Here is a 24776-nt window from a genome sequence, read left to right as displayed (position 1 = left end):
AAACACAAACTGAGGAATAGATCTTGGAAAATGTACATTTTTATTTTCCACTTTTTGATCATTTTTATATTGACATTTACACTCTGTATAAATTTGTGTGGTTACAATACTATTATGGCCCATCAATTCCTGTACATCCCGAATGTTAGCGCCATTATTCAGCAGCTGTGTTGCAAAGCTATGACGAAGGTAGTGTGGCGTTGAATGTGGATTTATTTGGGAAAGCTCCCTGTATTTATAATAAATATTTTCAATACTAAATATGCTCAGGCGGCCACCCGACTTATTGACAAACATTGCAGAATCTGCCGGTGACATTTCCAGGCGGGTTAGAAGCCAGTTGTTTAGTTTCTGGCATACGATCGGCGAAGATATAAAAAGCATTCTTTCCTTTTTTCCCTTTCCATGTATCAAAACGGAACAGTCTTCTCTATTATAGTCATCAACGTCCAAAGCAGCAATCTCGCCAATACGCAGTCCTAGGCAAAACAGGAGTTCTATAATACACATGTTTCTAATGCAAAGCCGGCGGTGATATTCTGAAGACACCGATTGAAACTCTGCTGAAACAGACGATATTAGGCTTTGTATTTCCGTTTTGGAGAGAACCTTTGGCAGATTTTTGGGGATCTGAAATTTTCTGGAAGAAAATTTGAAAAATACTTCATTCATATCTAGTTCTTTATTCAGAAAATCGCAATACTGCCTGATAGAGACATATTTGCGGCGAATGCTTCGAGGAGATAACTCTATTTCATTTTGCAGATACAAAAAATACATCATAATTGTATCTGCGTCTAAATCACTATAACCACGCATATCAATCCATTTTACCATATTATCAACATCATTTTTGTAAGCATATAACGTTTTGACTCCCAGGTTTCGCTCTATTGAAAGGACTTCAACGAACTCACCTGCTAGTGCCGACTGCTGCCTGTAATTATATTTCATGTTAACCACCTCTCTTTAGTAATCTGTTTTTAGGGATCATCAGGGCAGTGTACTGCACGGAGAACGGATTTGGGGATGTGTTAGATTCATGATTAATTACCTATCGGATTAAAAAGGATCAGGACTATTATCGCACATTTTACGTAAATGTTCTATGTTAAATACAAAATGCGTGGATATATGTCACATAACTGTATATTTTCGTTTCATAATAAAATTATTTTAATTAGTTATTTTCCGACTACCATTATAGGCTAAACAATTTTGCATGTATGTATTAGCAAACCCCCTTGAACAATATTGATAAAAATGATAAACTTATTCTATAATTACTAATTAACTAAATAGTAATTTCGTTATGTACATTCAAATTAATTATAGAGCAGGAAGCAGTAATAATATTAAATGCAAATCTAATTATAGGAGATATAGCAATGTTTATTGGGCGAGAACGCGAATTAAAGAAGTTAAACACTTTATATAAAAGTAACCAGTTTGAATTTGCTGTTTTTTATGGAAGAAGGCGAGTAGGAAAAACTACTTTGATTAATGAATTTATAAAAGATAAGAATAGCATATACTACATGGCAATTGAAGGAACTAAAAAGGAAAACCTCCAGGGATTTTCTAAGGCATTATTTTCTAATACAGGAATCGAATCGCATTTTCCTGAGTTTTCAGATTTTGCAAAACTATTAGATTATATTGACAGCTTATGTGAAAAACACGAGCGTTTGATTATAGCTATAGACGAATTCCCTTATCTGGCTTCTTCCTACCCGGCCATTTCATCCATGATACAAAGCCATATTGATCAATGTTGGAAAAACAGCAAATTATTTCTTATCTTATGTGGATCGTCAATGAGCTTCATGGAAGAGCAAGTGCTTGGATACAAAAGTCCTCTGTATGGAAGAAGAACGGTGCAGTTCAAGATACATCCATTTAACTATTTTGAATTCAGACCTATGTTAGAAAATTATTCACCAGAAGAACAGGCAGTCCTATATGGCATAACAGGAGGAATTCCAGAATATCTTTCGCGAATTGATTCGTCCCGTTCAATGGATGAAAATATAATTAATTTGTTCTTCGACGAAAGCGGCCGGTTATTTGATGAACCCTCTAATCTATTGAAGCAGGAGCTGAAAGAGCCAGCGACCTATCATTCTATTATTTCTGCAATTGCCAGTGGCGCAAGCCGTATGAATGAGATCGCCACAAAAACCGGTCTCGAAACCAGCGGCTGCAGCAACCAGATATCTTCACTCATAGCATTAGGTATAGTACGTAAAGAGGTACCGATAACAGAGAGTTCTTCGAGCAAAAAAACGCTTTACCATTTAGATGATAACATGTTTCTATTTTGGTATCGTTTCGTCCGCCCTAATCTGAGCAGCATTATACGCGGAATAGGTGAGACAATTTATGAGACTTTGGTACGGCCCCAGCTTAGCGACTTTATGGGGAGTGTATTTGAAGAAATATGCCAGCAGTATCTTTATCTCCCTGAGGTGTATACAACACTTCCTTTTCCTATAGGAAACAGCGGACGTTGGTGGGGAAATAACCCGGCTAAAAAACGGCAGGAGGAAATTGACATAATGGCTGTTCAGGAATCAAGAGCACTTTTTTGCGAATGTAAATGGAGAAACAGCCCTGTAACATTAGATGTTATTGAACTCTTGAAAGAACGAGGCGAATTATTTCAGTATACGGATAAATATTATATTTTATTTTCTAAATCGGGATTTACTGAACAGGTTTTAGACTATGCAGAGAAGCATAATGATACAATGCTGGTTTCTTTCAATGATATTAATAGGAAAATTTACGAGTAAACTTTATAAAGAGGTAAACGAGAATACGGACATGTCGATTGGGACATGCCCGTTGAGTATTCTGGGCGAATAGAATATTCTGGTCCGCTTTGTGTAACGCATAATCTATATAACTTGACCTTTCGTTGACTATAATGATAGTGGAAATCAAACTTTATATTAGAACAGCAAAATTAGCTTTATATCTTCGTTTACTCCAAAAACCCAAGCAAATACCTAATATAGCCCAGCCACATACAATAATCCATTCTTGCCACACTAAGGTACAATTCGTATTAGGAATAACATACATCAAAGACATTGTACCTGACATTATAACTGCGATTACACCAACAATACGATAATTTTTAATCTTATTCGGTCTTTTCATTTCCGGGAACTTTTTTCTAAGGACTAAAAATGATAGTGAGACAATACAATATGCTAGGCAACACGAGAAATTTCCAGCATCTACTATCCATACCAACATTGATCTTCCAAAGAATGGAGAAACCATAGATAAAATCCCAATTAATAACAATGCGTTTATTGGTGTGTTATATTTTTTGTGTAAAACTCCGAAACGGTAAGGTATCATCGATGAGGCAGACATAGAATATAAAGCTCTGCTACCCCCAATCAGAAATGAATTCCAACTCGTGACAATTCCACATAATCCACCAACAATCAAAACCTTGGCCATATTAGTACTGCTAAAAGCTTTTTCCATAGCATCAGCGGTAACTAATCCTGTTGACTGCATTGAATTTTTAATATCGGAAACGTTCATGACATATCCAACACTAATTACAATTAATACGTAGAATGATACTGCCAATATTATAGATAGCATCATCATTTTACCTAATTTTTTTAATGGAACATTAATTTCTTCTGCTGCTTGAGGGATTACATCGAAACCAAAAAAGAAAAATGGTGTCATAATTGCAACTTTTATAACATTCTGAACTATACTTGACGAATTGTCCCCGACAAAAACTTGTCCTTGAATGTTTTTGATGTCGCCAGAATAGGCTGATGCAACAACTAATAATATTCCTACCCCGGCAATAACACAAGTTAATACCTTTTGGAATATTGCTGCACTTTTGGTGCCAATAATATTAAGTATCAAAATTAAAAGAGCCATAAAAACAGCTATAGCAATCCAACTAAGATAGACATCAAATCCATTAATTGTATATAAATAGCCTTTCATCATTCCAGGAAAGAGATACTGCAATATTGTAGGAAAGGAAACAGATTCATAGCATACAACGCCAATATAGCTTAAGATAATTGCCCATGTACATATAAAAGAGCCGATTGGGCCAAAAGCTTTATAGCTGAAAACATGTTCGCCTCCACACTTAGGCATTGCTGTTGTCAATTCCGCATAACACAAACCCACGAAAAAAATCATTAAGCCACCAATAATAAATCCTATAGCTGTGCCTAATATGCCTCCATTTTGAATCCATTGTCCCGAAGAGACAACCCACCCCCAGCCAATCATGGCTCCGAATGCTACAACTAAAACATCACCTGTATTTAAGACACGATCAAAGCTTCCTTTTTTCTCTTTCATACTAATCACCATCCTTCTTTGCTTTAAAGTGCAGGTTTATCCCACAGATTTAAAGTAACCCCTATATTTTTTTTAAGAGCATTCTTAAAACAATCATGTGCCCATGCAACATCTTCTATTGGCATGCCTCCAACTGCATAAAGGATGATCTGGCTATCATCGTCGCGGCCGCTTTTTTCACCGCTTATTATTTCACCAATATCAGTAATCTGGGTTCTTGAAATTTTTCCTTCCGTAACTGCATCATAAAATCCCATACCTAACAGCGTAGATACATTTCTTTGCGTAGGCGTGGGGTGCCCAGCGCCCCATTCCTCGTACATTTTGTAATTATCTGATATTAATTTGACTTCTGGTGCTGATAAAAATGATGTGTCCACCAATAATGCAGATGCACTAATTACAAGTGCACCTTGTTTTACCCACTCCTTTTTAACTGTCGGGTTATCTTCATATTTTGAGGCATTTGTAGTTCCAAAAAATATAATATCGGCGTCTTTACATACATCTGATAAAGTATTGCAAACAACATAGTCTTCAATACCTGGGTAGTTTTCTTTACAAAATGATATGAAAAGTTCGATATTCGTTTTTCCTCTTCCTTTGATTTTAACAGTTTTTATAGTAGGCTGTACTTCCATAAATGCGTCCATGGTATATCGACTCATTGTTCCTGGTCCAATAATTGCAACTGTTTCAACATTCTTCTTGCAAAGATATTTCGCACCAACACCTGAAACAGCGCCTGTACGCATTGCACTAAGAATATTGGCTGACATATATGCCAGAGGGATGCCTGTATCTACATCCATTAAAGACATCATAAGGATTGATCTTGGTAATTCCTTTTCAGTATTATCTGGGTTGGATCCATAGCTTTTAATTCCAAATATGTGGAAACGTCCTCCCAGATAAGCTGGCATCGCCATAAATCTAAAATCCGGTTTATGAGTGGGCATTCCTTCTATATCACTTGTTTGAGGAAACGTAACTCTAATACCATGTTCGTTAGCATTTTCACCTCCCATACGATAATCGTTCTGCTGAATAAGAACAAACATATCTTCCATGGCTTTCAGACAGCCTTTCATGTCAGCAACGCCCACGGCTAACATATCATTTTCATTTAAATACTTAAAATCTATTTTTTCTGGCATATTTCTGCACCTCGTATATTATATGAACTTTATTTCGGGATGAATATTTGTTATTGACAATATTTTAATTGCATTAAACACTTTTGAAAATGATTCCTCTGGCTTTGTATTTAACACCGCATCAACAAAAGGATCAATAACATCATTTTCAGCATATAATCTGTTCATTTTGTAAACTTTATATTTAATATCTTCCATAGATACATCAGAATTATAGTCACCTTTTGGTTCAAACGCATCTGATACCAACTTTTGACCAGTATTCAATGTTAGCTCAACTCGGCTAAGCCTTTTAGCTGGAAACACTTTATCGTATTTAGGCTCGTGATGAAACTTTATTCTGTCTATCATCGGTTTTATTCTCGGATCAAGCATTTTTGTAGTACTGCTTTCTAAAGGTCCACAATCACCGAATACAATCTGTGCAGCAATTGGATAAAGTATATTATATTGTGCTTCATCTTCATTATGAGGTGCGCATTTATATAATGTACCTGCATTACCAAATGAATAGACATCTACCTTATCAATTTGATTATAAGGAATGCTGTACTCACTAATTAATGAGGCAACAGCACTAATTGGACTATGTGCCCACCGACAACATGAATAAAACTTAATATATAAGTCAAACATATAGAATTTATCCCCCAATGTATCAAGATATGGGAAATATTTATCATCAAGTATTACCGGATTACGACCTGTAATCCCACTTTTTGCCATCATTACAGCCTGTGTTCCTGCATGCTGCCCCCAATAAATACCATCCTTGTTCATAGAGGGAACATAGCAAGATCTCTTAGCTGGATTAACTGGCATAATAAAATCAGAGATTCCAAGTGCCATATTCATTTCAGCATCATCAAGGTGTAGTAATTTCCCAACACTTGCAGCAGTAGCGAATGTTGCATAGCTGCCTGAACTATGATCCCATCCATAAAAATCGCGAATCGCATATCCTTGCCGTATTGAAATTTCATACGCAACAACAAGCGCTGAGAGAAATTCTCCATATGTGCATTCGCTCCCTTCAGCTGCTGATAAAAGCGCACCAAAAAATCCGGCGCCTGGATGTCCCCTGAGTAAACTATATCCATCGTCCATATCCAGCGCATTTGCTGCCATTCCATTTGCTAAGGCGGCACCAATCAAATTAGTTTTATCACCCGTAGCTAAGATTGAATATCTGCCAGTTGGGTAATTTTTTGTGACATATTTCGCCGCTTTTTTTGCGCTATTATTTTTAGCACCACAACAAATCACACCAGACAAATCAAAAAAACACTTCTTTGCTTGCTTTTGTACATCTTTACTTAGATTTACATATTCTGTATTTTTAATAAAATCAATTAGCGTATTCATGTATTCTTGATTATTCAAAAACAACACCTCCAATTGTCAATGTCTACCCACCCGTCTTGTGAATTTAGTTTACTTTAAATTCATATTTTGATATGACCATATCCTCACCATATTCATCATAAACATGATATATTTCGTAGATGTCTTTTACTAAATTGTTGATCAAACTTTTATCGGTAATATATGCACCAATGGCGGCGACTCTTTGTTTTATATCACCACTATTAGGGATCATAGAACCCTCGGGAATTATTTGTCTGCCATAAATAACATTCTGATGATTTAGTATTTGTTCAAAACCCTCTACTTTTGCTATCCTTCCAGGTCTAACAGTAATGGTAAATAACAAGGCAATACCATCATTTAGTCTATATGAGTTTTGCGGATTACCAAAAACGGTTTTTGTATCTCCTGTTAAAGAAAAATGTATACATGATTTTACAGTATCAAAACCTGTGGCTTCCTTTAAAATCAAGTCATAATCTCCACCTGGCATTCGTTGCGCTGGATCATAATAATAAATCGTGTCACCATCTATAAAACCTTGCAAAAATACCGGTCCAAATTTAATTCCAAGCGAGCGAATCATATTCTTAACGTTATGGATTACTTTTTTTTCAAACATCTCTGAATAAGTTGATGGAAGTTGTGTACAGATGACTGTCTTGTCAAGATTATCCTCTATTCTTCCGAGGTGTCTATCACCAAATTTGACCAAATAAGGCTCTCCATTAACCACAAAGAACGCTGAACCAATATCTTGCTTTCCCCCCATATATTTTTCACAAATATACCCGCCATTACTGGATTCCTTTTTTGCAACCTTTATACCATCCAGCGCCTCACTTTTGTTGAAGCAGATAGACTGGCCACGTGATCCCCTGCTATTTGTTGGTTTAATAAAAATAGGATATTCAACATTTTCATTAATGATATCTAGAGTAGTATATTCAGGAATTGTCTCAACGCCATGCCCAGCACAATAATCTTTAAATTTTCTTTTATCTGTCAATATTTCAAAGCTTTCTTTCGTTCCAATACACGGTATATTAAGTTTTTCGCATATCTGTTGATAAGGTTTTTGAGCGGGATCAATACAAAAGTTTATAACTCCATCAACATGTTCTGCTTTACAACGTTTAACAATATTTTCTACATCTGTTATATTAAGCATCCATGCTTCATCAGCAATTTGTTTTGCTGGGGAATCTACTAAGTAATCAGTAACTATTGTATAGATGCCCATTTCCCTAGCAGCCTTAACTACTTTATTGTGGGTACCTGCTCCAGCTAATATAAGTAATTTTTTCCCTTTCAGTTCGTTCATACACTTCAGTCTCCTTGCCATTAAATAATCGCTTTCTTATTGATTATAAAGTATACGGTAAACCATGAGTACTGGCTCATTTTTTGACCGCCGTTTCCGGCGGCCAGGTCTACACATTGGTCGTTTTAGACTTGCTCCGGCAGGTCTCAGGTAACTGATCTGACCAAGGAAGTAGTTCTTCTATAAAGCTGTATTCCGTGTCATCTTGATGGTCTTTCAAAACTGTCAGGACATGGGCCAGATAACGGAACGGATTCAAGTTATTCGCCTTTGCTGTTTCCGTTATGCTGTAGATGATCGCGCTGGACTTCGCGCCATCGATACTGTCGATCAGCTTCCACGCATGTTTATGCAGGCAGAAGCTGCGGAGCGCTCCTTCTGTTACGTTGTTGTCAAGAGGGACTTCACCATCATTCAGGAACACTTTCAAGGCCTCTTCCTGATTGATACAGTAATTGATCCCTTCCAGTGTTTTCCCTTTGGAAAGACGGCCTGAGGATTGAACTTCCTTTGTCCACGTAAAGAAAGCAGCCACCAGAGGTTTGACTGTGATCTGCCGCTGCTTCTTCCGATCATCCGGTTCCAGATCGGATAATTGATTGTCCAGATGATAAATGGTTCCAATCCGCTTTAGTGCTTCATATGCAACAGTATCTTTTGCGGTTTTTTGTGCCCCTTTCGGAAGGGCTTTTAAAGCATCCGAGAAATACCGTCTTGCATGTGTCCAGCAGCCGGCAAAAATGATATCCGGATTTTCTCGATCCAGCTTCCTGTAAGCGGAATAGCCGTCGCAGACAACCACCCCTGAGAAGCCCTTCAGAAATTCTCTTGGATGGTCTGCTTTTCGGGTGCGCTGATATTCATACAGGATGATCGGCGTGTCTGTGTAAATCTTACCGGTGCGGTAGACCCACATATAGCTCCTGCTGTTTGCGGGGCGTCCGTCTTTCGATACCATAACTGGGGTCTCGTCCGCCTGCACCACATGGAAACGATATAACTCTTTATGGAAGTAATCATAAAGGATACCCAGATACCGGTCTGCACACTGGATCATCCAGTTCGCCATCACCTGCTTGGAAATATGGATGTCATTCCGCAGGAATTCCTGGCTGATCCGATACAAAGGAAGCCCGTTTACATACTTGGCATTCATGATACTTGCTGCCAGAGAGGGGGTAAGGAGGCTGTTTCGGAGCAGATCTTTCGGACGGTCTGCCTTAACGATCGTCTGATTGTCCCTGCCGGCATAGACGGCTACATGATGTTCTTCAACTGTATACACGGCTGGCTGGACACGGACTCTTTTGTAGACTTCATCCGGAAGCTGCTTCCAGCCGTCCACCCCAAAGAGTTCCTGTAGTTTTTCGTCCGAAAGACTATGTGGGATCACTTCAACTGGAAGATCCTTTAAATCTTCCTCACGTTTCCCTTTCCTTTTTCGGCGGCTGACCTGGATCACATCCTCTTCGGCAGGCTCAACGACATAAAGAGTTTCTGTCAGGGCTTCTGCTTCGTTAAAGATGAGTTCCAGTTCTAACTGGCCTGCGATGACATCCAGCTTTTCAGAAGAACGCCCATAGCGTTTATTGTTTGCATCAGCGATCTGCTCGATCAGTCGCTCCATATTTGCGTTCAGCTGGCTCAATTGATCCTGCATGGACAGGATCACTGCCATGAGTGTTTCCCTGCTGAAGCTATTCAGTTCTTCTGGTGTATAGATCTTTGACATGTCCGGTGCTCCTTTGTTTTGCTGGAACTATTGTACCGCAAAACAAAACAAAAAGCGAACCATGCAAAAAGATCCTTCGTCATTCTCACCATAGGATAAACACTCTGAAAAGCCGAAAAAACTATTAGTTTTTTCAGTTTTTTAGGGTACTTATCCACACGGCAGCTTGCCGCTGGTAAGTACTCCATAATTGAATGAATGCAATAAGGCCCAGTTGTGGATAACTTTCACTCCCCGCAAGGCGGTGAAGGTGAAAAGATTTTTGATTTTCTCCGTTTTGCACAATGCCTTACAGGAGATCCTGGGGATGTACTTCCTGAATCGGATGTCTGGAGACAATTTCCAGCCCCTGCATCAATGCATGATATTGTTCCGGTGAGATCTCCAATGCCTCTTCTTTTGTACGGGGCCAGCTGAAACCGCCAAGCTCCAGCCTTTTGTAAAGGAGAAGAAATCCGTCACCTTCCCATACAAGCCCCTTAATACGGTCACTGCGTCTGCCGCAGAAGAGAAAAAGAATGTCCTTTACATATGGATCCAGCTGAAAGTTGAATTTAACAATGGATGCCAGCCCATCGATCCCGCGGCGTAAATCCGTGTATCCGGCAGCGATATAAATCTTTTGGAATTCGGTTGCATTATTCAGCATCCAGAATTCCTCCAATCCGTGAAAGGAGCGCGTCCGAAACGGAATTCGATATCTCCAGGACAATATCTCCTTTTCGGATTACGAGATCCGGATGGAAAACCGGAGCTGTGCTCTGAGAAGATGATGGAAGCTTGATCTCGGTAAAAGAGACTGTCCTCTGAGTTGCTGGCACCAGCTCCTGATTCGGTCTGACAGTAGCTGGCAATGATGAATTCCGGGAGTTCTCGAAAGCTTCCCTTCGCAGGATCCTCTGCCAATAGAAGAACTGCTTTTCTGAGACCCCATTAGCTCTGCACCAAGCAGCTTTAGACATCCCGCTGTCCATGCATTCATTCATGATTTTGGTCCAGTGCTCTGCACGGACCTGATGTGTGATCTTATCCATAGGAACAACTCCTTTAAAAAACTTGTAGTTTTCTGGAGTTATTATCTCATAGATAGATAAAACTAGCACGGTACTAGTGATTTACCGTATACATTATAAATAAATATATATATAAGAACACCGCTCATTGGTTTACATATAAAAAGAGATCTTTATTCAAAAAGATCCCTTAAATACTGACGAGTGTCGCTATCACATGTTTTTATAGCTTCCTTGTAACCAGTAAGCCCTCTGCGAATGGCTAATTCTTCAACACATCCTACACGTTCTCCGGTAATTTCCTGCATAATCTTTACAAACGCTCCCATTTGTAAAGCCTTATCGTAATTATTTATATGAAAACTGGCCATTCCTCTAACCATAGTTTCAGCATTTAACCGTTTATTTTTTAATAATTCTTTTACACTAGATCTCCAATCTATGAGGCAATTACCATGAATGAAAAAATACGGCAGAGCAAAATATTTATTACTGTTTTTTACATCCGCTATAATTGCCTTTTTATCACTATTTACCAATAAGCCATAATCGCCTTTTCCAGACATTGCAGCAATTACTGTTAAATCATCTTTTCTTGACATTGCCCTTTTGAAATGCTTAGTAAGATTTGGACCATATAAAAAGTAATTCCCATATATAACAAACATATTTTTACTAAACCGTTGGTTTACTTTTTGTAAATCGTTAAACACCTCTATCTCAATTCCCGGGATAGAAATAAATCCAGGCCTTCCAACTATTATAATATCTTTTATTCCTACTAATAAAAATTGTGATAGCAGATAGTTTAATAATGGTTTATCATAAATAATGATATCAGATTCAATACTATCATCAAGAACTAAGATACCTTTCCAAACATTTTTGACTTCATATCCGTATAAGATGCTCTCTATATCTGTATCAAGAATAATTGACAACTTATTCAATAAAGATATATCAGGACACGACAATCCACGTTCCCATTTAGATACTGCCTTATCACTGACTCCTAATTTCTCTGATAATTGTGATTGGGTTAATTGGGCTCTTTTTCTCAACTCTGCTATAGTTTTTCCTGTCAAATTAGGATCCATTTTACTTCCTCATAATTTATATTATTACTTCCGAAACATGCGCTTAAAACAATTCAGATTCAACAGAACAGTTTTTTACCGCTTTCCTTGCAGTGGAAATAATTGTAGTTGGCATTCTTAATTATTCATAAATTATTATCATGTCTTTAGATTTTAACCTAAAATCACATCGCAGATTTTATCCACATCCTCAACGCTTAAGTCTGCATATAATGGTAAAGTTAATACTCTTTTGCTAATATGTAATGCAACCGGAGTGTTATTTATATCATATTTACCATGAAAACAATCAAAAGAATTGGTGATCGGATAAAAATATTTTCTTGCAAATACACCTTGTTTTTCCAGTTTGTCAGACACTTCATTGCGGCTTGAACCGAATATTTTTTCATCAAATATCACTGGGAAATACGCATAATTTGATTCAACATTTTCCTGGCTTGGATTTAATTGCACACCTTCCACATTCTCTAGACGCTTCCGATAACGTTCTACTACTTTCTTCCTTTTCTCAATTTCAGTATTAATATGCTTCAAATTACATATCCCCATAGCAGCACAAAATTCATTCATTTTTGCGTTTGCACCTATTCCGTCTATAACTTCTGTACTTCGTATACCAAAATTTTTTAATCTATATAAATTTAACCCCATCTCTGAATCATGGAAGCAGGCTGCACCACCTTCTATCGTATTAAATACTTTAGTAGCATGAAAACTAAAGCAAGAGATATCTCCAAATACACCTATTCCTTGTTTTTTATACTTTTCCCCAAATGCGTGTGCTGCATCATATATTACTTTTAACCCGTACTTCTTGGCAATTCGTTCAATCTCCTCAACATCGCATATATTCCCATATACATGTACCGGTACGATGGCGCAGGTCTTATCTGTGATCAATGCTTCGATTTTGGAAGTATCTATCGTAAAGTTCTCTGGATTCACGTCACAAAACACAGGTTCCAGTCCATTACGAACAATTGCATGGGTCGTAGAGGCAAAAGTAAAGGGCGTTGTTATAACTTCACCTTTCAAGCCCATTGCTTGCATAGACAGCTCCAGAGCCATATGCCCATTTGTAAAAAGATCTATATACTCAACTCCTAAATATTCAGCTAACTGCCTCTGAAGCGCTTGGTGCTTGCTTCCCATATTAGTCAGCCAATGGGTATCCCAAATATCTCTAATCTCTTCAATATATTCGTCCATATCAGGCATAGATGAACGTGTTACTAAAATTGTGTTTTTCATAATCTTTATGTATGATAATTAAACTCTAGGAATCATACGTTCCTTTCATTTTATTGTGAAAAATCCAATGTACAAAATATTATTGTCTATGATTTTTCCAAATAGTTTTCACTATATTCATTAGATATGCGAAAGAATCAATATGCAAAAACTTTGAGCCCAAAATGTAAATTATTATTCCCATAATAAACTGAAGACCTAATGCCAACATTTGGCTCATACCTGTTCTACCTATTATATTGATACAAAGTCCCATAAATAATGCTAAAATAATACTTGGTATAATATCTTTCAACTGTTCTAGATAACTATAATTTAAAAGTTTTCTGTTAGGCCAAGAGTTTATAATTTGACTGCTAACACTGCTAAATAGTAAACTATATGCCATAACGATTACCCCATGACGCATAGTTAATAGTAACAATAATAAACCTACCACCTTTTTTGCGATCTCTAATTTTAAAAATAAATCACTACGCCCTAAAGCTTTTATTGCATTTAGATTAGCTGTGTGAATAGGGTAAAACATATATGTGATACAGAAGATGCGAATAAATGGAATGCATGGTAGCCATTTATCTGTCAGTACAAGGCTAACGAGTCCTGGTGCTACTGACGCCAATCCCATCATCAAAGGTGCCATAATGTAAACGCTAATCTTTATAGATTGTCGTGTCATCTGTTTTACACGTGTAATACTATCCTGTTCCTGTGATAATGCAGGTAACAAAACGCTATCTATAGAAGAATTGATATTTCCAACAATCAATCTTGGAAATTGATCCCCTTTGTTGTAAAATGCTAAATCTGATGCTGAATATACTTTTCCGATTATAAGCTGCCAAATATTTGTGTATAAAGTATTGATTAGTGCAGAAGCAAGTAATTTCCAACCATAGGAAAATAATGTCTTTAGTCTTTTCAAAGAAAACAATTTCTTTGGTCTCCAAGAAACCGTAAACCATAGTACAATTGTATCAATCATAGTATTAAAAATTTGTTGTGCCACTAAGGCCCAAACACCTGCACCGCAATAAGCCAGAACAATTCCAATGATAGCCGCTCCTACTGTTCCGCTTAAGGTTGAGAAAAAAAAACGCTTAAATTGCATTGTACATGAAACATAAGCTTGCTGTACATTTTTTACACCAGAGATAATTATAGTAACACCAAGTATACGTATAACTGGATTTAATTCTGGTTTTAAGTAAAAATTAGCAATATAAGGTGCCAATACGAATAACATGATGTACAGGATTATGCACCATAATATATTAAAATAAAATACGCTTGAAAAATCCAAGTCATCTGCATTTTTCTTTTGAATTAAAGCATTTCCTAATCCACTGTCTACAAAAACATTCAGAATAGTAATAAAAACGGTTACTAACGCAATAGCACCGTAATCTTCTGGGAGCAAAATTCTAGCTAAAATAATTTCTACAACAAACTTAACGCCCTGTGCGCCACACCGTTCTGCAAATCGCCAGATCAAGTTTGAAAAAACTTTATTGTTTTTTTGCATAACCTTATATTTCCCTCTATGCAGACAATATTGAATACCATGCGTTACTTCTATGTTTACTTAGCAGATATCTCGATGCTATTTCATGATTTCTTAATATAACTTCCGTATCAATATTGAAAAAAGAATCGGCATCTATACTTTCTATAATTTCTATTGGGTAAATGCTATATCCTTTATTTAAGTAACTTGTCCACATACTAGTATCTTGCCTTAAAAACACTTTTTTACCTAGATATAGTAGAGCGTTTATATTTCCCATTGCTTGTTGTCGATTATTATTGAAAATCGCAACGCTACAAGTTGTCAAAAAAGACACATAATCTTCTTTGTCCATAAAGTCTAATATAGGATGAAAAGCGTCTCCAAAAGTTTCTCTCCCCTTATCTATTATTAATTTGCGGTAAGCCTCATCACCATAAGACAATGGACACCAGATCTCTATCTCATTCTCTCTATACTTACTTAATAACTTAAAGGCTTCTAAATGCATATTTGATTCTGTTGCTGAATTCCCAATAATAATACGTTTACTGCTTTTATTTGAAAGTTTCCAATATTTTGAATAGTCAATTATGTTAAATGGATCATTGGGTACAGGAGCAATCATATGTTCTTTCTCTATTTTTAGTATCTTGTTAAATTTTTGGTATTCACCATCTATAAGGAAAATTGTTCCTTTACACTTTTTTACACATTCTTTCAATATTAGCTTATGTAGTTTCTTTTTGAAAGACTTACAATCTTCAAATTGATAAAAATCCCCTCCCCAAAAATGAAAATATGTTTTTTTAAGTATTTTTCCGGTTAGAAGAAGCAAATAATTTTCTGCACCAAACACACCTGAAACGATTATTTTATCGCTTTGGTTAAGAATCTTTCGAACCCCCATGTCCGTTAGCAGCTTCTTGTAGCTACTAATTCGTAATATATTGGAGCTATTAACTAGTGAAATCTCTAAACCATTGTCAAGAAAGATAAAGGTATGCCTCCATTCTGTCATAATCATTTTCATATAGTTAATATACGCAGATGTAAATTTGTCGGAATTAACAATATGTAATATCTCATAACTTGACCTATTTTTATCGCCCACCACGTTTTCCTAACCTTTCTTAATTTTACAAATCTATTAACAATTATATCTTTTTAACACTAACCTCAGATTGTGTTAAAAGTATTCCTGTAAATATCCAATATAAAGGCATAATCGGAAACATACTAATTGTTGAACCAACAAATCCATTCAATAAAATACAGGAGCTGAGAACATAAAACAAGGTTCTCTTTTTATAATTATATGAATGATAAATTCTAAAACTGCTCAAGGCAAAAACCATTGCATATATAAACGTACCAATAATACCTACTTCCATTGCTAATTTGTAAAACATACTATGTGTTGCATTAATCGATATACTTGCAACATTATGTGAAGCCATCGTATCTCCAGCCGCACCGACTCCGTAACCAACAATGGGATTTTGGACAATATATTTAAGTGCTGTTGCCCATGTTAATTTACGACCATTGAATCTGTTATCTTGCCCCATATGGCTAATACTATTAAGTAAAGAACCTAAGGTATTATTTTTAAATGTAAAATCAAATAACCCCAAAAATAGCACTAATGCAAGTAATAAAATTAAAAATAAAGAAAGTACTTTTTTAAAGGTTGAATTTAGAGAATTATCACTTTTTAGGTACATTAAATACCAAACTATTGCAGCAGCTATCAGACATACTAAATTTGTTCTTGTAATACTGCAATAACATCCATATGCGCAAAATGCGATATAGAAAAGATATATTTTTTTGTGTTCTATCTGCCATAAATACAGCATCACGGCAAATATAAGGACACAAAACGTGCCATAATGAAAAGGTCCAGAAAAAATAGATACAGAACGCATGTGACCACCATAACGTAATGTATCAGCTCCTGAATCTACCATATCTACAAAGCGTGTATCAATTGGTCCCCAAAAAAAATACTGTTTAATACCATAGATAACAATTGGAAGACTTGATAAACCAATAAACTTAAGAATGTAGTTCAATGTTAATGTACTTTGTTTATAAATACAATACGATACAATTAGAGCTAACATCTGAAAATATGATTTTCTATATTCAATTATGGCATACAATGTGTTCTGGATATTAGAATTAAAAATTTCAAATATCGCAATTAGTTGAACTATAAACACGCAAATCATTAATTTTTTTACTTTTTTCTCAATTCTAAACTTGAAAGTGCCTTTATTAAAGGCAATATGTAAAAGCAATATTATGGTGAATATATCAGCAATAATCGTTGCCCATCTACCTAAGATAAGTCGCAATACACTAGAATATAAAACGATTAATATATATCCCTTTAAAAGAGTGTCATTTTTTAAATTCACATTGATCCTCCCAAATTTCATTAGCAGACACTTAATTATTTCGCCCTATGATCTTAGCAATTTATCAGACTATGTATATCTCGCTCCAAGTTCCGAATTGTCTTTAAGATTTTTTATTAATCAATAACTTCAAATATAGGTTGAAGCCTTGTTTCCCAAGTAAAAGAATTGATTGGGGCTTCACAAATTTTCATACTATTATCATTTAACAATTCGACCCATTCTTCTTTCTTACTCGATATATAAATATAATCTTTAAATTCATCTACACCAAGAATTGGCGTTGATATTATAGCTTTTTTTCTAGTCATATATTGATATAATTTGAGAGGATCGCCACCATTCTCATTTACCCCAATTGAATGAGGAATTGACAATATATCAAATTCATTACATAAAGTGTATACATAAGCTGACGGTACAGCATTAATATGTAGAACATTACTACGTGAATTAAATATTTTTAATAGTTTTTCATTTATTTGCCCTTTTAAATATCCACCGACAAATACAAATAGCGTATCTTTGCATCTACAACTAACATAATCAATTAAATCAGCATCTAATCGTAATCCTAATTTTCCTATATAGCCTACACATTTATTAAACTCAGATTTCTTTTTCTTAAGTAATTTAATCTCTTCTAGCCCTATTAGATTTTCACACTCGTTTTCAGCAAATACTCCATTTTTTACAAGATTTACTACTTTATCTGTAGAACTTTTCATAAAGTCACAAGTCTGCTGTGAATTAGCAGAAATACAATCTGCAAAAGTAAATATTTTTTTATAACATTCAAATGCGGATTTATGTTCTTTATCATTTAATGATGGGTGGATAACAAAATTATCCATAACATCAAAGTAAATTTTGCAACCACAGGATTTTAAAAATATTAATAATTCTACAGCAAAAGGATTATCTGAATACACAAGATACTCTCTCTTCTTATCAATTATTTGCCTTAATTCAGGACATATTTTTTTATATCCATTATTCCACCAGACTCTTCTTTTAATAACTTGGTCAATACTTATAAATGGCAAATATTGAACAGTCTTACTCTGTTGTAGAATATTAAAGACCATTCTTTCGACTGTTCCTGTAGGATAAAATTCTTTCTTTATTTGATAATGTTTTCTATCTAAAAAAGTACGCGGCTTTTTAACATTAATCACTTCTTTAACTCCATGTTTCCACAGCAGATAAAGTATTGCAAATTCTCGTGTTAGGATACCATCGGAAAAAAAATTATCTGTGTCTTGATATGGTATAAATATTAATCCTTTTTCTTTTTTACTCATTACACCACCTAATTATTACAATCTCCAGTATCTATAGCCCAAGGCCGAGACTTCTTCTCTTGACAAAATTCCTTTGACATCAATCAAAATCTTTTCTTGATTTGCAGAAGCTTTAAAGAGCTTGTCAACCCCCTCAATTCCTAGTTCTTTGAATTCATTATGGGCAACAGCTATAATTACGCAGTCAGCGTTTGTTACATCTTCTATTTTGGAAAGTGTGACAGAATATTCGTTAGCTGCATCCTTTTCATTTGCCCAAGGATCTGTGATAATTGGATTTATTTCAAACTCTTTTAAGCGAATGATAATATCTTCAACTTTACTGTTTCGAATATCCGGACAATTATCTTTAAAGGTAAGACCCAAGATTACAACTTTTGAATCCTTGACTACTTTTCCTGCTAGAATTAGCTGCTTAATTGCTGCATCAGCAACGAACTCTCCCATACCATCATTTACTTTACGACCTGCAAGTACAATTTGACTATGATACCCTAGTTTCTCAGCTTCATAAGTAAAATAATATGGATCAATACCAATACAATGCCCTCCTACTAAACCTGGCCTAAATCCAAGAGCATTCCATTTAGTATTCATACCATCCACTACTTCATTTGTATCAATACCCATCCGATCAAATACCATAGCTAACTCATTCATAAATGCTATATTAATATCACGTTGACTATTCTCCACAACCTTTATGGCCTCTGCTGTTTTTATTGATGATACAGGATATGTACCTGCCTGGATGACAAGATCATAAATTTTTTTTATTTCCTGTAGGGATTCCTGATCCATTCCTGAAACAATCTTACAAATATTTGATAAAGTATGAACTTTATCACCAGGATTAATTCGCTCTGGACTATAACCTATCTTAAAATCCAATCCGCATTTTAAGCTCGACTCTTTTTCAAGAATAGGTACGCAAACATCTTCTGTAACACCTGGATAAACAGTAGACTCAAATACAATGATAGAGCCTTTAGTTAAATTCTGCCCAAGTATTTGAGATGCGCTTTCAACTGGTGCAAGATTAGGCGTTTTGTCTTGGTTAATAGGCGTTGGAACCGCAACAATATGAAATTTTGCTTCACGAAGTTTAGATGGCTCATCTGTAAACTCTACTCTAGTTGATTTAATTGCTTCATCACCCACTTCGTAAGTTGGATCAATACCTTTTTTATACATTTCAATTTTTGAAGAATTCAAATCAAAACCTATAACCTTAGTCTTTTTAGCAAATGCAATTGCAATAGGCATTCCCACATACCCTAAGCCAACTATAGAAATCTTTTCTTGGCCATTAACAATTTTTTTATATAGAGACATAATACCCCCCATTTTAACACTCATTTTTTTATCTGTAATTACTAACTTAGTTAGATTTTTAAGCTTATTTATTATGGAGTCTTAATAAATATTTTCTCATACTCATCTATGATATACTTCCAACTATAAGAATTCTTGATTCTAGCTTTTGCTCTTAATCCTAAAGCCTTTATATGATTAGCATCAATAACATCACTTTTATCGATTAACTTAGCCAGATTCCCTTCTTCTTTGCACCAATAGAGTGCAGCATCTTCACCAACTTCTCGGTTAAAGCCTACATCCAGCAGTAAATTTAAATCGGTGCTACCCAAGGCCTCTAATAAACTAGGATTTGTGCCCCCGACTTCATGACCGTGTAAATATCCGTAAGCATTTTCTCGGATCTTTTTTAATAATTCTTCTTTATAAACAGTACCTACGAATTTAATCCTTTCATCAGACCTAAAATGCAATTTTTTTTCTAGTTCTTCTAAAAACCTATTATTTGCAGTAGTAATAATAGCAAAATCCCGATTAGTCTTTGATCTCATGAACTCCCTAATCATTGTCTCGAAATTATTTTCAGGGACAAAACGCCCCACTGCCAAATAGTAACCTCTTGGGGTTAATCCTTTTTCTTTCAACCAAGCAACATACTCTTTATTATCATCTTCCAACGAAGATGGTTTTGTTTCAGAACCATAAGCTATAAAAGTTGTTTTAGGATGATAGTTGGAATAATCCATTAAAATATATTTTTCAATATTTTTACTATCACATATTAGCAAATCAGAATACTTCACCATCAACTTTTCTGAAATTTTCCAATATTTTCTTACTAGAGCACTCCATTTTGCACGTTTCCATTCGTGCCCATCCGGATTCACATATACAAGACCACCTAATTTATGAATTCTCTTTTGAAAATAAGAAGCAACTGGACCAATTCGGCAAGCTAAAATATATATAATAGGCCTCTCAATATGATTCCTTTTTATATAATTACAACAGCGATTTAAAGCTGTGATATCATAGTAAATAGCCTGTGCAGCTCCTATGTTAGGAACATTTATCTTAAAACATCTGGCATTATGATAATTAAACTCACTATTTACATCTCCTTTGCAAGCAACATGATATTTAAGCTTGCTATTTTGTTGATGATACTCTGTCAGTTTATCTACGAAAGTTTCATATCCTCCATAAGTACCGGGTATCCCTTTTGAACCAACGATAAACACATGTTGCATTACAAGGACTCCTCTCATTTAAATATCTATTTTCACCTTAACTCAAAATAATTGTTATTATTAGTACATTCCCAATCCTGTCAATTAACTCCAATTTACACTTAGACAATTATCCAAGAGAATGTGCCGATAATTATGATATATGACATTTGACTAATCAAAAGAGCAGGAGACTCCGTTAATTTCTTCCGCTTAGAAAATTAGAAGAAAATAATAAAAGGGATTCAATATCAGAAATCATATTGCCTGTCATAACCGTTGATTATGGCAGACAATAGAAGAGCAGTGGGAAGAAAAGAGAATGGAAGAGTAGAGCGCTAAGATTGCTTGAAACTATCTGTGTGGAAATCTTACGCTTTTACTTATATCCTAGTACTTGAGAAAGAATAAGCACAAGCGGCCAAATACCTTGGAGAAACGATCCTGAACAACATACTTAGTATGAACACAAATATTGGGAAAATGATAAGAGATATGTTTAGTTTAGACTTGAGGAAGGCATTTTCAATATTCCAATAACGGTAGAAATTATTTTGAAAAGCATCCTAGCAGGGCATGATTTAATTGCGGATGCTGTATTAAGATCGGAAATCGATACATAACATGAGATGAAAACGAAAAATCCACCTAGATTATAAAAAATTTAATATAAGAATTTCATAATACTTTTAAAACTGTTTAAGATTACATATTTACTTCAGTGAATGTAATAAGAAAGCAAGAAGACATATTCAGACTATAAAGAACCGAGTGTGTAGTTTGAAAATACTATACCGTATCCATATATTTGCCAGCAGAACAATACTATCTTGCCATTGAAAATCCCATATCAATAAGACTTAATAAATAAAAAAAGACAAGAAAATAGCCGCAACTTTGCGGCTGATTTTACTTTCTGCAATTATGTACTTACTGTTTATCTAATATCCAAACCAATAAATATGGATGGTAAATAAAGATCTATAGGTTTCAGAGTCCCCTAAAACTTAAAAGTCCCCCGAAACCCATCCCACATCTGATCTTTCTCACTCAATATAAGCCCGGTCCCGTCGTCCAGCCGATACCCGTCAGCGGAAGCGCTGCCCCTATACTCACCGGCCACCTGAGGCCAGCAGATGCCGATCTCTGGGTCATTCCATGCAAGCCCGCCTTCATCGCCGGGGTGATAGAAATCCGTACATTTATAACAGAACTCTGCAACATCAGAGAGTACCAAAAATCCGTGTGCAAAGCCTTCCGGTATATAAAACTGCTTTTTATTTTCTTCGGTCAGCTCAACACCAAACCATTTGCCATAAGTTTCGGATTCGCTACGCAGGTCAACGGCAACATCAAATACATGCCCCTTGATGACCCTTACCAGTTTTCCCTGGGGATATTCCTTCTGGTAATGGAGCCCGCGCAGTACGCCTTTGCTTGAACTGGACTGGTTATCCTGCACAAAATGCATGGACAGACCTGCGTCCTCCATATCCTTCTGGTTGTAAGTTTCCATAAAATATCCCCTGGAATCGCCGTGGACGGCAGGTTCGATGATACAGAGCCCATGGATGCCGCCAACATTTTTTTCTACTTTAATCTGTCCCATCTTTACCTCCTGATATTGTTTCAGTCTTTGTTGAAGGGCCAAAAACATGCTTTCAGCCCTTGTATTACTAAGTTTATCTGCTTAGATCTCAGAACTTCTTTTCTAAAATTCAATTTCCTGTAAATATCTCCGCACGGCATCCTGCCATGTGGGGAGAAGTGTAAAACCGTTTTCTGTCAGCTTGCTTTTGTCCAGCCGGCTGTTGAACGGGCGTTCAGCCTTTGATATGCCGTATTCCTCCGTGGTAACCGGGATGACGTTCAGCCGCTCGGGAGAGTATTCCGTCCGCCCCATCTCAAAAGCCTGGCGGAAGATTTCCTTGGTGAACTCATACCAGCTGATGTATCCGCCCTCGTTTGTTGCATGATAGTAGCCGTATTTTTCTGTTTCAATCATATCTGCTAACAATACTGCAAGGTCAAACGTGTAAGTCGGAGTTCCGATCTGGTCGCTGACAACCTTAATGGTATCATGTGTCTTGCCCAGATTCAACATGGTTTTTATAAAGTTTTTTCCGTTTTTGCCAAATACCCAGGCGATACGGACAATAAAATATTTGTCCAGTGTCCGGGAAACAGCCAATTCTCCGGCCAGCTTAGTCTCACCGTATACGCTCAGCGGTTTATAATCTGTGCAGTCCGGCTGCCACGGTTTGGTGCCCTGGCCGTCAAATACATAGTCTGTGGAGAGGTAGAGCATTTTGCAGTCCAGATCCCTGCAGACATCTGCGATGTTCTGTGTTCCGACTGCATTAACCAGACGTACTTTTTCTTTGTTGTCTTCCTCCTCAGCGGCATCTACCGCAGTCCAGGCAGCACAGTGTATCACCGCATCCGGATTGGTTTCTCTAATCACGCTGTCTACGGAAGCTGCATCGGTGATATCCATTTCCTCAATGTCAACACCCACAGCTTCATGGCCCCGTTTCCTCAGTTCATTGACACAGTCATAACCGAGCTGTCCTTTAACACCTGTTACTAAAACCTTCATATAGTCACTCCATTTCATTAAAAAACGAATTATAATTCCTGGCGGTTCCCATACATTTGTTCATAATAGTTCTGGTAATCGCCGGAAATAATGTTTTCCCACCAGTCTTTGTGATCCAGATACCACTGGATGGTCTTTTTGATGCCGTCCGCAAACTTAGTTTCCGGAAGCCAGCCAAGCTCACTATGGATTTTGGTTGGATCAATCGCATAGCGCATGTCGTGGCCCTTGCGGTCTTCGACATAAGTGATCAGGCTCTCTGGTTTGCCGAGTTCTTTACAGATGATCTTAACAATATCAATGTTTTTCATCTCGTTGTGCCCGCCGATATTGTAGACTTCCCCTACGCGTCCTTTGTGGATAATCAGATCGATTGCCTTGCAGTGGTCTTCCACATAGAGCCAGTCGCGGACATTTTCTCCCTTGCCGTAGACCGGGAGCGGCTTGTCGTTTAGCGCATTTGCAATCATAAGCGGAATCAGTTTTTCCGGAAAATGATATGGCCCGTAGTTATTAGAGCAGCGGCTGATGGTGACCGGAAGCCCATAGGTACGGTAGTAGGCCATTACAAGCAGGTCTGCTCCGGCCTTGGAGGAGCTGTAGGGGGAACTCGTGTGGATTGGCGTCTCCTCGGTGAAGAAGAGATCCGGTCTGTCCAGAGGCAGATCGCCGTATACCTCGTCGGTTGATACCTGATGGTAACGGGTGATGCCGTATTTGCGGCAGGCATCCATCAGTACGGCAGTTCCTTTGATGTTTGTATCCAAGAACACCTCCGGGTTCTCAATAGAACGGTCCACGTGGCTTTCAGCAGCAAAATTCACGACCATGTCAGGGTGTTCCTCTTCGAATAATTTCTCCACTGCAGCGCGGTCTGTGATGCTTTCTTTTACAAAACGAAAATTCGGGTTATCCATTACAGGTGCGAGAGTAGAGAGATTGCCTGCATAAGTCAGACAGTCCAGGCAGATAATGCGGTAGTCCGGGTAGTTGTCTAACATATGGAATATAAAGTTGCTTCCGATGAATCCGGCGCCGCCGGTTACGATTATTGTCATGGTGATAGTCTCCTTATAGTATATTCTTT

At 36.7% G+C, this 24776-nt stretch carries 20 protein-coding genes; 1 reads left to right on the top strand and 19 read right to left on the bottom strand.

What is annotated here, in order from left to right; all coding sequences use genetic code 11:
* On the bottom strand, positions 1-954 hold a 954-nt coding region (locus ARB69_RS08415), incomplete at its 3' end, for a tyrosine-type recombinase/integrase (protein ID WP_055152577.1).
* Between the two features lie 434 nt (positions 955-1388).
* On the opposite strand from ARB69_RS08415, the gene ARB69_RS08410 reads away from it, so the two are divergent.
* Positions 1389-2795 carry an ATP-binding protein gene (locus ARB69_RS08410; protein WP_055152575.1) on the top strand — a complete coding sequence of 469 codons (1407 nt, stop codon included), beginning with the start codon at positions 1389-1391 and terminating at the stop codon, positions 2793-2795.
* 154 nt (positions 2796-2949) lie between these two features.
* On the opposite strand, the gene ARB69_RS08405 is transcribed toward ARB69_RS08410, so the two are convergent.
* The 18 genes from ARB69_RS08405 to rfbB all read right to left on the bottom strand — a co-directional run bounded on the left by ARB69_RS08405 (position 2950) and on the right by rfbB (position 24747).
* Entirely contained in the window at positions 2950-4362 is a 1413-nt protein-coding gene (locus ARB69_RS08405) for an APC family permease (protein WP_055152573.1), read from the bottom strand.
* Positions 4363-4385: 23 nt separating this feature from the next.
* Positions 4386-5519: a tyramine oxidase subunit B gene (locus ARB69_RS08400; protein ID WP_055152571.1), complete on the bottom strand. Its 1134-nt coding sequence runs from the start codon at positions 5517-5519 to the stop codon at positions 4386-4388.
* Between the two features lie 18 nt (positions 5520-5537).
* Entirely contained in the window at positions 5538-6911 is a 1374-nt protein-coding gene (locus ARB69_RS08395) for an MmgE/PrpD family protein (protein WP_242857566.1), read from the bottom strand.
* Positions 6912-6948: 37 nt separating this feature from the next.
* A complete protein-coding gene (locus ARB69_RS08390) occupies positions 6949-8211 on the bottom strand; it encodes a hypothetical protein (RefSeq protein ID WP_242857564.1) in 1263 nt (420 codons plus the stop codon).
* Between the two features lie 109 nt (positions 8212-8320).
* On the bottom strand, positions 8321-9943 hold the full coding sequence (gene tnpC, locus ARB69_RS08385; protein ID WP_055152567.1) for an IS66 family transposase: 1623 nt from the start codon (positions 9941-9943) through the stop codon (positions 8321-8323).
* Between the two features lie 289 nt (positions 9944-10232).
* The gene (tnpB, locus tag ARB69_RS08380; protein ID WP_055152565.1) at positions 10233-10592 is read right to left on the bottom strand and encodes an IS66 family insertion sequence element accessory protein TnpB; all 360 of its coding nucleotides are present in this window, start codon (positions 10590-10592) and stop codon (positions 10233-10235) included.
* On the bottom strand, positions 10582-10977 hold the full coding sequence (gene tnpA / locus ARB69_RS25930; RefSeq protein WP_083487052.1) for an IS66 family insertion sequence element accessory protein TnpA: 396 nt from the start codon (positions 10975-10977) through the stop codon (positions 10582-10584). The genes tnpB and tnpA overlap by 11 nt, the downstream gene beginning before the upstream one ends.
* A 152-nt stretch (positions 10978-11129) precedes the next feature.
* Positions 11130-12053 carry an XRE family transcriptional regulator gene (locus tag ARB69_RS08375; RefSeq protein WP_055152563.1) on the bottom strand — a complete coding sequence of 308 codons (924 nt, stop codon included), beginning with the start codon at positions 12051-12053 and terminating at the stop codon, positions 11130-11132.
* A 153-nt stretch (positions 12054-12206) separates the two neighbouring features.
* Positions 12207-13307 (bottom strand): DegT/DnrJ/EryC1/StrS family aminotransferase, encoded by a 1101-nt coding sequence (locus ARB69_RS08370; RefSeq protein ID WP_055152561.1) that lies wholly within the window; start codon positions 13305-13307, stop codon positions 12207-12209.
* Between the two features lie 79 nt (positions 13308-13386).
* A complete protein-coding gene (locus tag ARB69_RS08365; RefSeq protein WP_055152559.1) occupies positions 13387-14832 on the bottom strand; it encodes a lipopolysaccharide biosynthesis protein in 1446 nt (481 codons plus the stop codon).
* A gap of 16 nt (positions 14833-14848) precedes the next feature.
* On the bottom strand, positions 14849-15928 hold the full coding sequence (locus ARB69_RS08360) for a TDP-N-acetylfucosamine:lipid II N-acetylfucosaminyltransferase (protein WP_055152557.1): 1080 nt from the start codon (positions 15926-15928) through the stop codon (positions 14849-14851).
* A 43-nt stretch (positions 15929-15971) separates the two neighbouring features.
* Entirely contained in the window at positions 15972-17240 is a 1269-nt protein-coding gene (locus ARB69_RS08355) for an O-antigen ligase family protein (protein WP_055152555.1), read from the bottom strand.
* Positions 17241-17356: 116 nt separating this feature from the next.
* On the bottom strand, positions 17357-18544 hold the full coding sequence (locus tag ARB69_RS08350) for a hypothetical protein (RefSeq protein ID WP_055152553.1): 1188 nt from the start codon (positions 18542-18544) through the stop codon (positions 17357-17359).
* 15 nt (positions 18545-18559) lie between these two features.
* Complete coding sequence (locus ARB69_RS08345; protein WP_055152583.1) at positions 18560-19879, bottom strand: nucleotide sugar dehydrogenase; 1320 nt, start codon at positions 19877-19879, stop codon at positions 18560-18562.
* Between the two features lie 71 nt (positions 19880-19950).
* Positions 19951-21111, bottom strand: coding sequence for a beta 1-4 rhamnosyltransferase Cps2T (gene cps2T, locus ARB69_RS08340; RefSeq protein ID WP_087148808.1), 1161 nt, complete (start codon positions 21109-21111; stop codon positions 19951-19953).
* A 979-nt stretch (positions 21112-22090) separates the two neighbouring features.
* Complete coding sequence (gene rfbC, locus ARB69_RS08335; RefSeq protein WP_055152549.1) at positions 22091-22699, bottom strand: dTDP-4-dehydrorhamnose 3,5-epimerase; 609 nt, start codon at positions 22697-22699, stop codon at positions 22091-22093.
* Positions 22700-22801: 102 nt separating this feature from the next.
* The gene (gene rfbD, locus ARB69_RS08330) at positions 22802-23689 is read right to left on the bottom strand and encodes a dTDP-4-dehydrorhamnose reductase (RefSeq protein WP_050641973.1); all 888 of its coding nucleotides are present in this window, start codon (positions 23687-23689) and stop codon (positions 22802-22804) included.
* Positions 23690-23718: 29 nt separating this feature from the next.
* The gene (rfbB, locus tag ARB69_RS08325) at positions 23719-24747 is read right to left on the bottom strand and encodes a dTDP-glucose 4,6-dehydratase (RefSeq protein WP_055152548.1); all 1029 of its coding nucleotides are present in this window, start codon (positions 24745-24747) and stop codon (positions 23719-23721) included.
* Positions 24748-24776: the final 29 nt, after the last annotated feature.

It is taken from the genome of Faecalicatena contorta, assembly GCF_001404335.1.
Taxonomy (GTDB): domain Bacteria; phylum Bacillota; class Clostridia; order Lachnospirales; family Lachnospiraceae; genus Faecalicatena; species Faecalicatena contortus_B.
This window is presented reverse-complemented; position numbering and strand designations above follow the sequence as displayed.

Excerpts from the sequence above, each read along its gene's own strand:
- ARB69_RS08410 (WP_055152575.1), top strand. The coding sequence starts at position 1,389 with ATGTTTATTGGGCGAGAACGCGAATTAAAGAAGTTAAACACTTTATAT.
- ARB69_RS08405 (WP_055152573.1), bottom strand. The coding sequence starts at position 4,362 with ATGAAAGAGAAAAAAGGAAGCTTTGATCGTGTCTTAAATACAGGTGAT.
- ARB69_RS08400 (WP_055152571.1), bottom strand. The coding sequence starts at position 5,519 with ATGCCAGAAAAAATAGATTTTAAGTATTTAAATGAAAATGATATGTTA.
- ARB69_RS08390 (WP_242857564.1), bottom strand. The coding sequence starts at position 8,211 with ATGAACGAACTGAAAGGGAAAAAATTACTTATATTAGCTGGAGCAGGT.
- tnpC (WP_055152567.1), bottom strand. The coding sequence starts at position 9,943 with ATGTCAAAGATCTATACACCAGAAGAACTGAATAGCTTCAGCAGGGAA.
- tnpB (WP_055152565.1), bottom strand. The coding sequence starts at position 10,592 with ATGCTGAATAATGCAACCGAATTCCAAAAGATTTATATCGCTGCCGGA.
- tnpA (WP_083487052.1), bottom strand. The coding sequence starts at position 10,977 with ATGGATAAGATCACACATCAGGTCCGTGCAGAGCACTGGACCAAAATC.
- ARB69_RS08375 (WP_055152563.1), bottom strand. The coding sequence starts at position 12,053 with ATGGATCCTAATTTGACAGGAAAAACTATAGCAGAGTTGAGAAAAAGA.
- ARB69_RS08370 (WP_055152561.1), bottom strand. The coding sequence starts at position 13,307 with ATGAAAAACACAATTTTAGTAACACGTTCATCTATGCCTGATATGGAC.
- ARB69_RS08365 (WP_055152559.1), bottom strand. The coding sequence starts at position 14,832 with ATGCAAAAAAACAATAAAGTTTTTTCAAACTTGATCTGGCGATTTGCA.
- ARB69_RS08350 (WP_055152553.1), bottom strand. The coding sequence starts at position 18,544 with ATGAGTAAAAAAGAAAAAGGATTAATATTTATACCATATCAAGACACA.
- ARB69_RS08345 (WP_055152583.1), bottom strand. The coding sequence starts at position 19,879 with ATGTCTCTATATAAAAAAATTGTTAATGGCCAAGAAAAGATTTCTATA.
- cps2T (WP_087148808.1), bottom strand. The coding sequence starts at position 21,111 with ATGCAACATGTGTTTATCGTTGGTTCAAAAGGGATACCCGGTACTTAT.
- rfbC (WP_055152549.1), bottom strand. The coding sequence starts at position 22,699 with ATGGGACAGATTAAAGTAGAAAAAAATGTTGGCGGCATCCATGGGCTC.
- rfbD (WP_050641973.1), bottom strand. The coding sequence starts at position 23,689 with ATGAAGGTTTTAGTAACAGGTGTTAAAGGACAGCTCGGTTATGACTGT.
- rfbB (WP_055152548.1), bottom strand. The coding sequence starts at position 24,747 with ATGACAATAATCGTAACCGGCGGCGCCGGATTCATCGGAAGCAACTTT.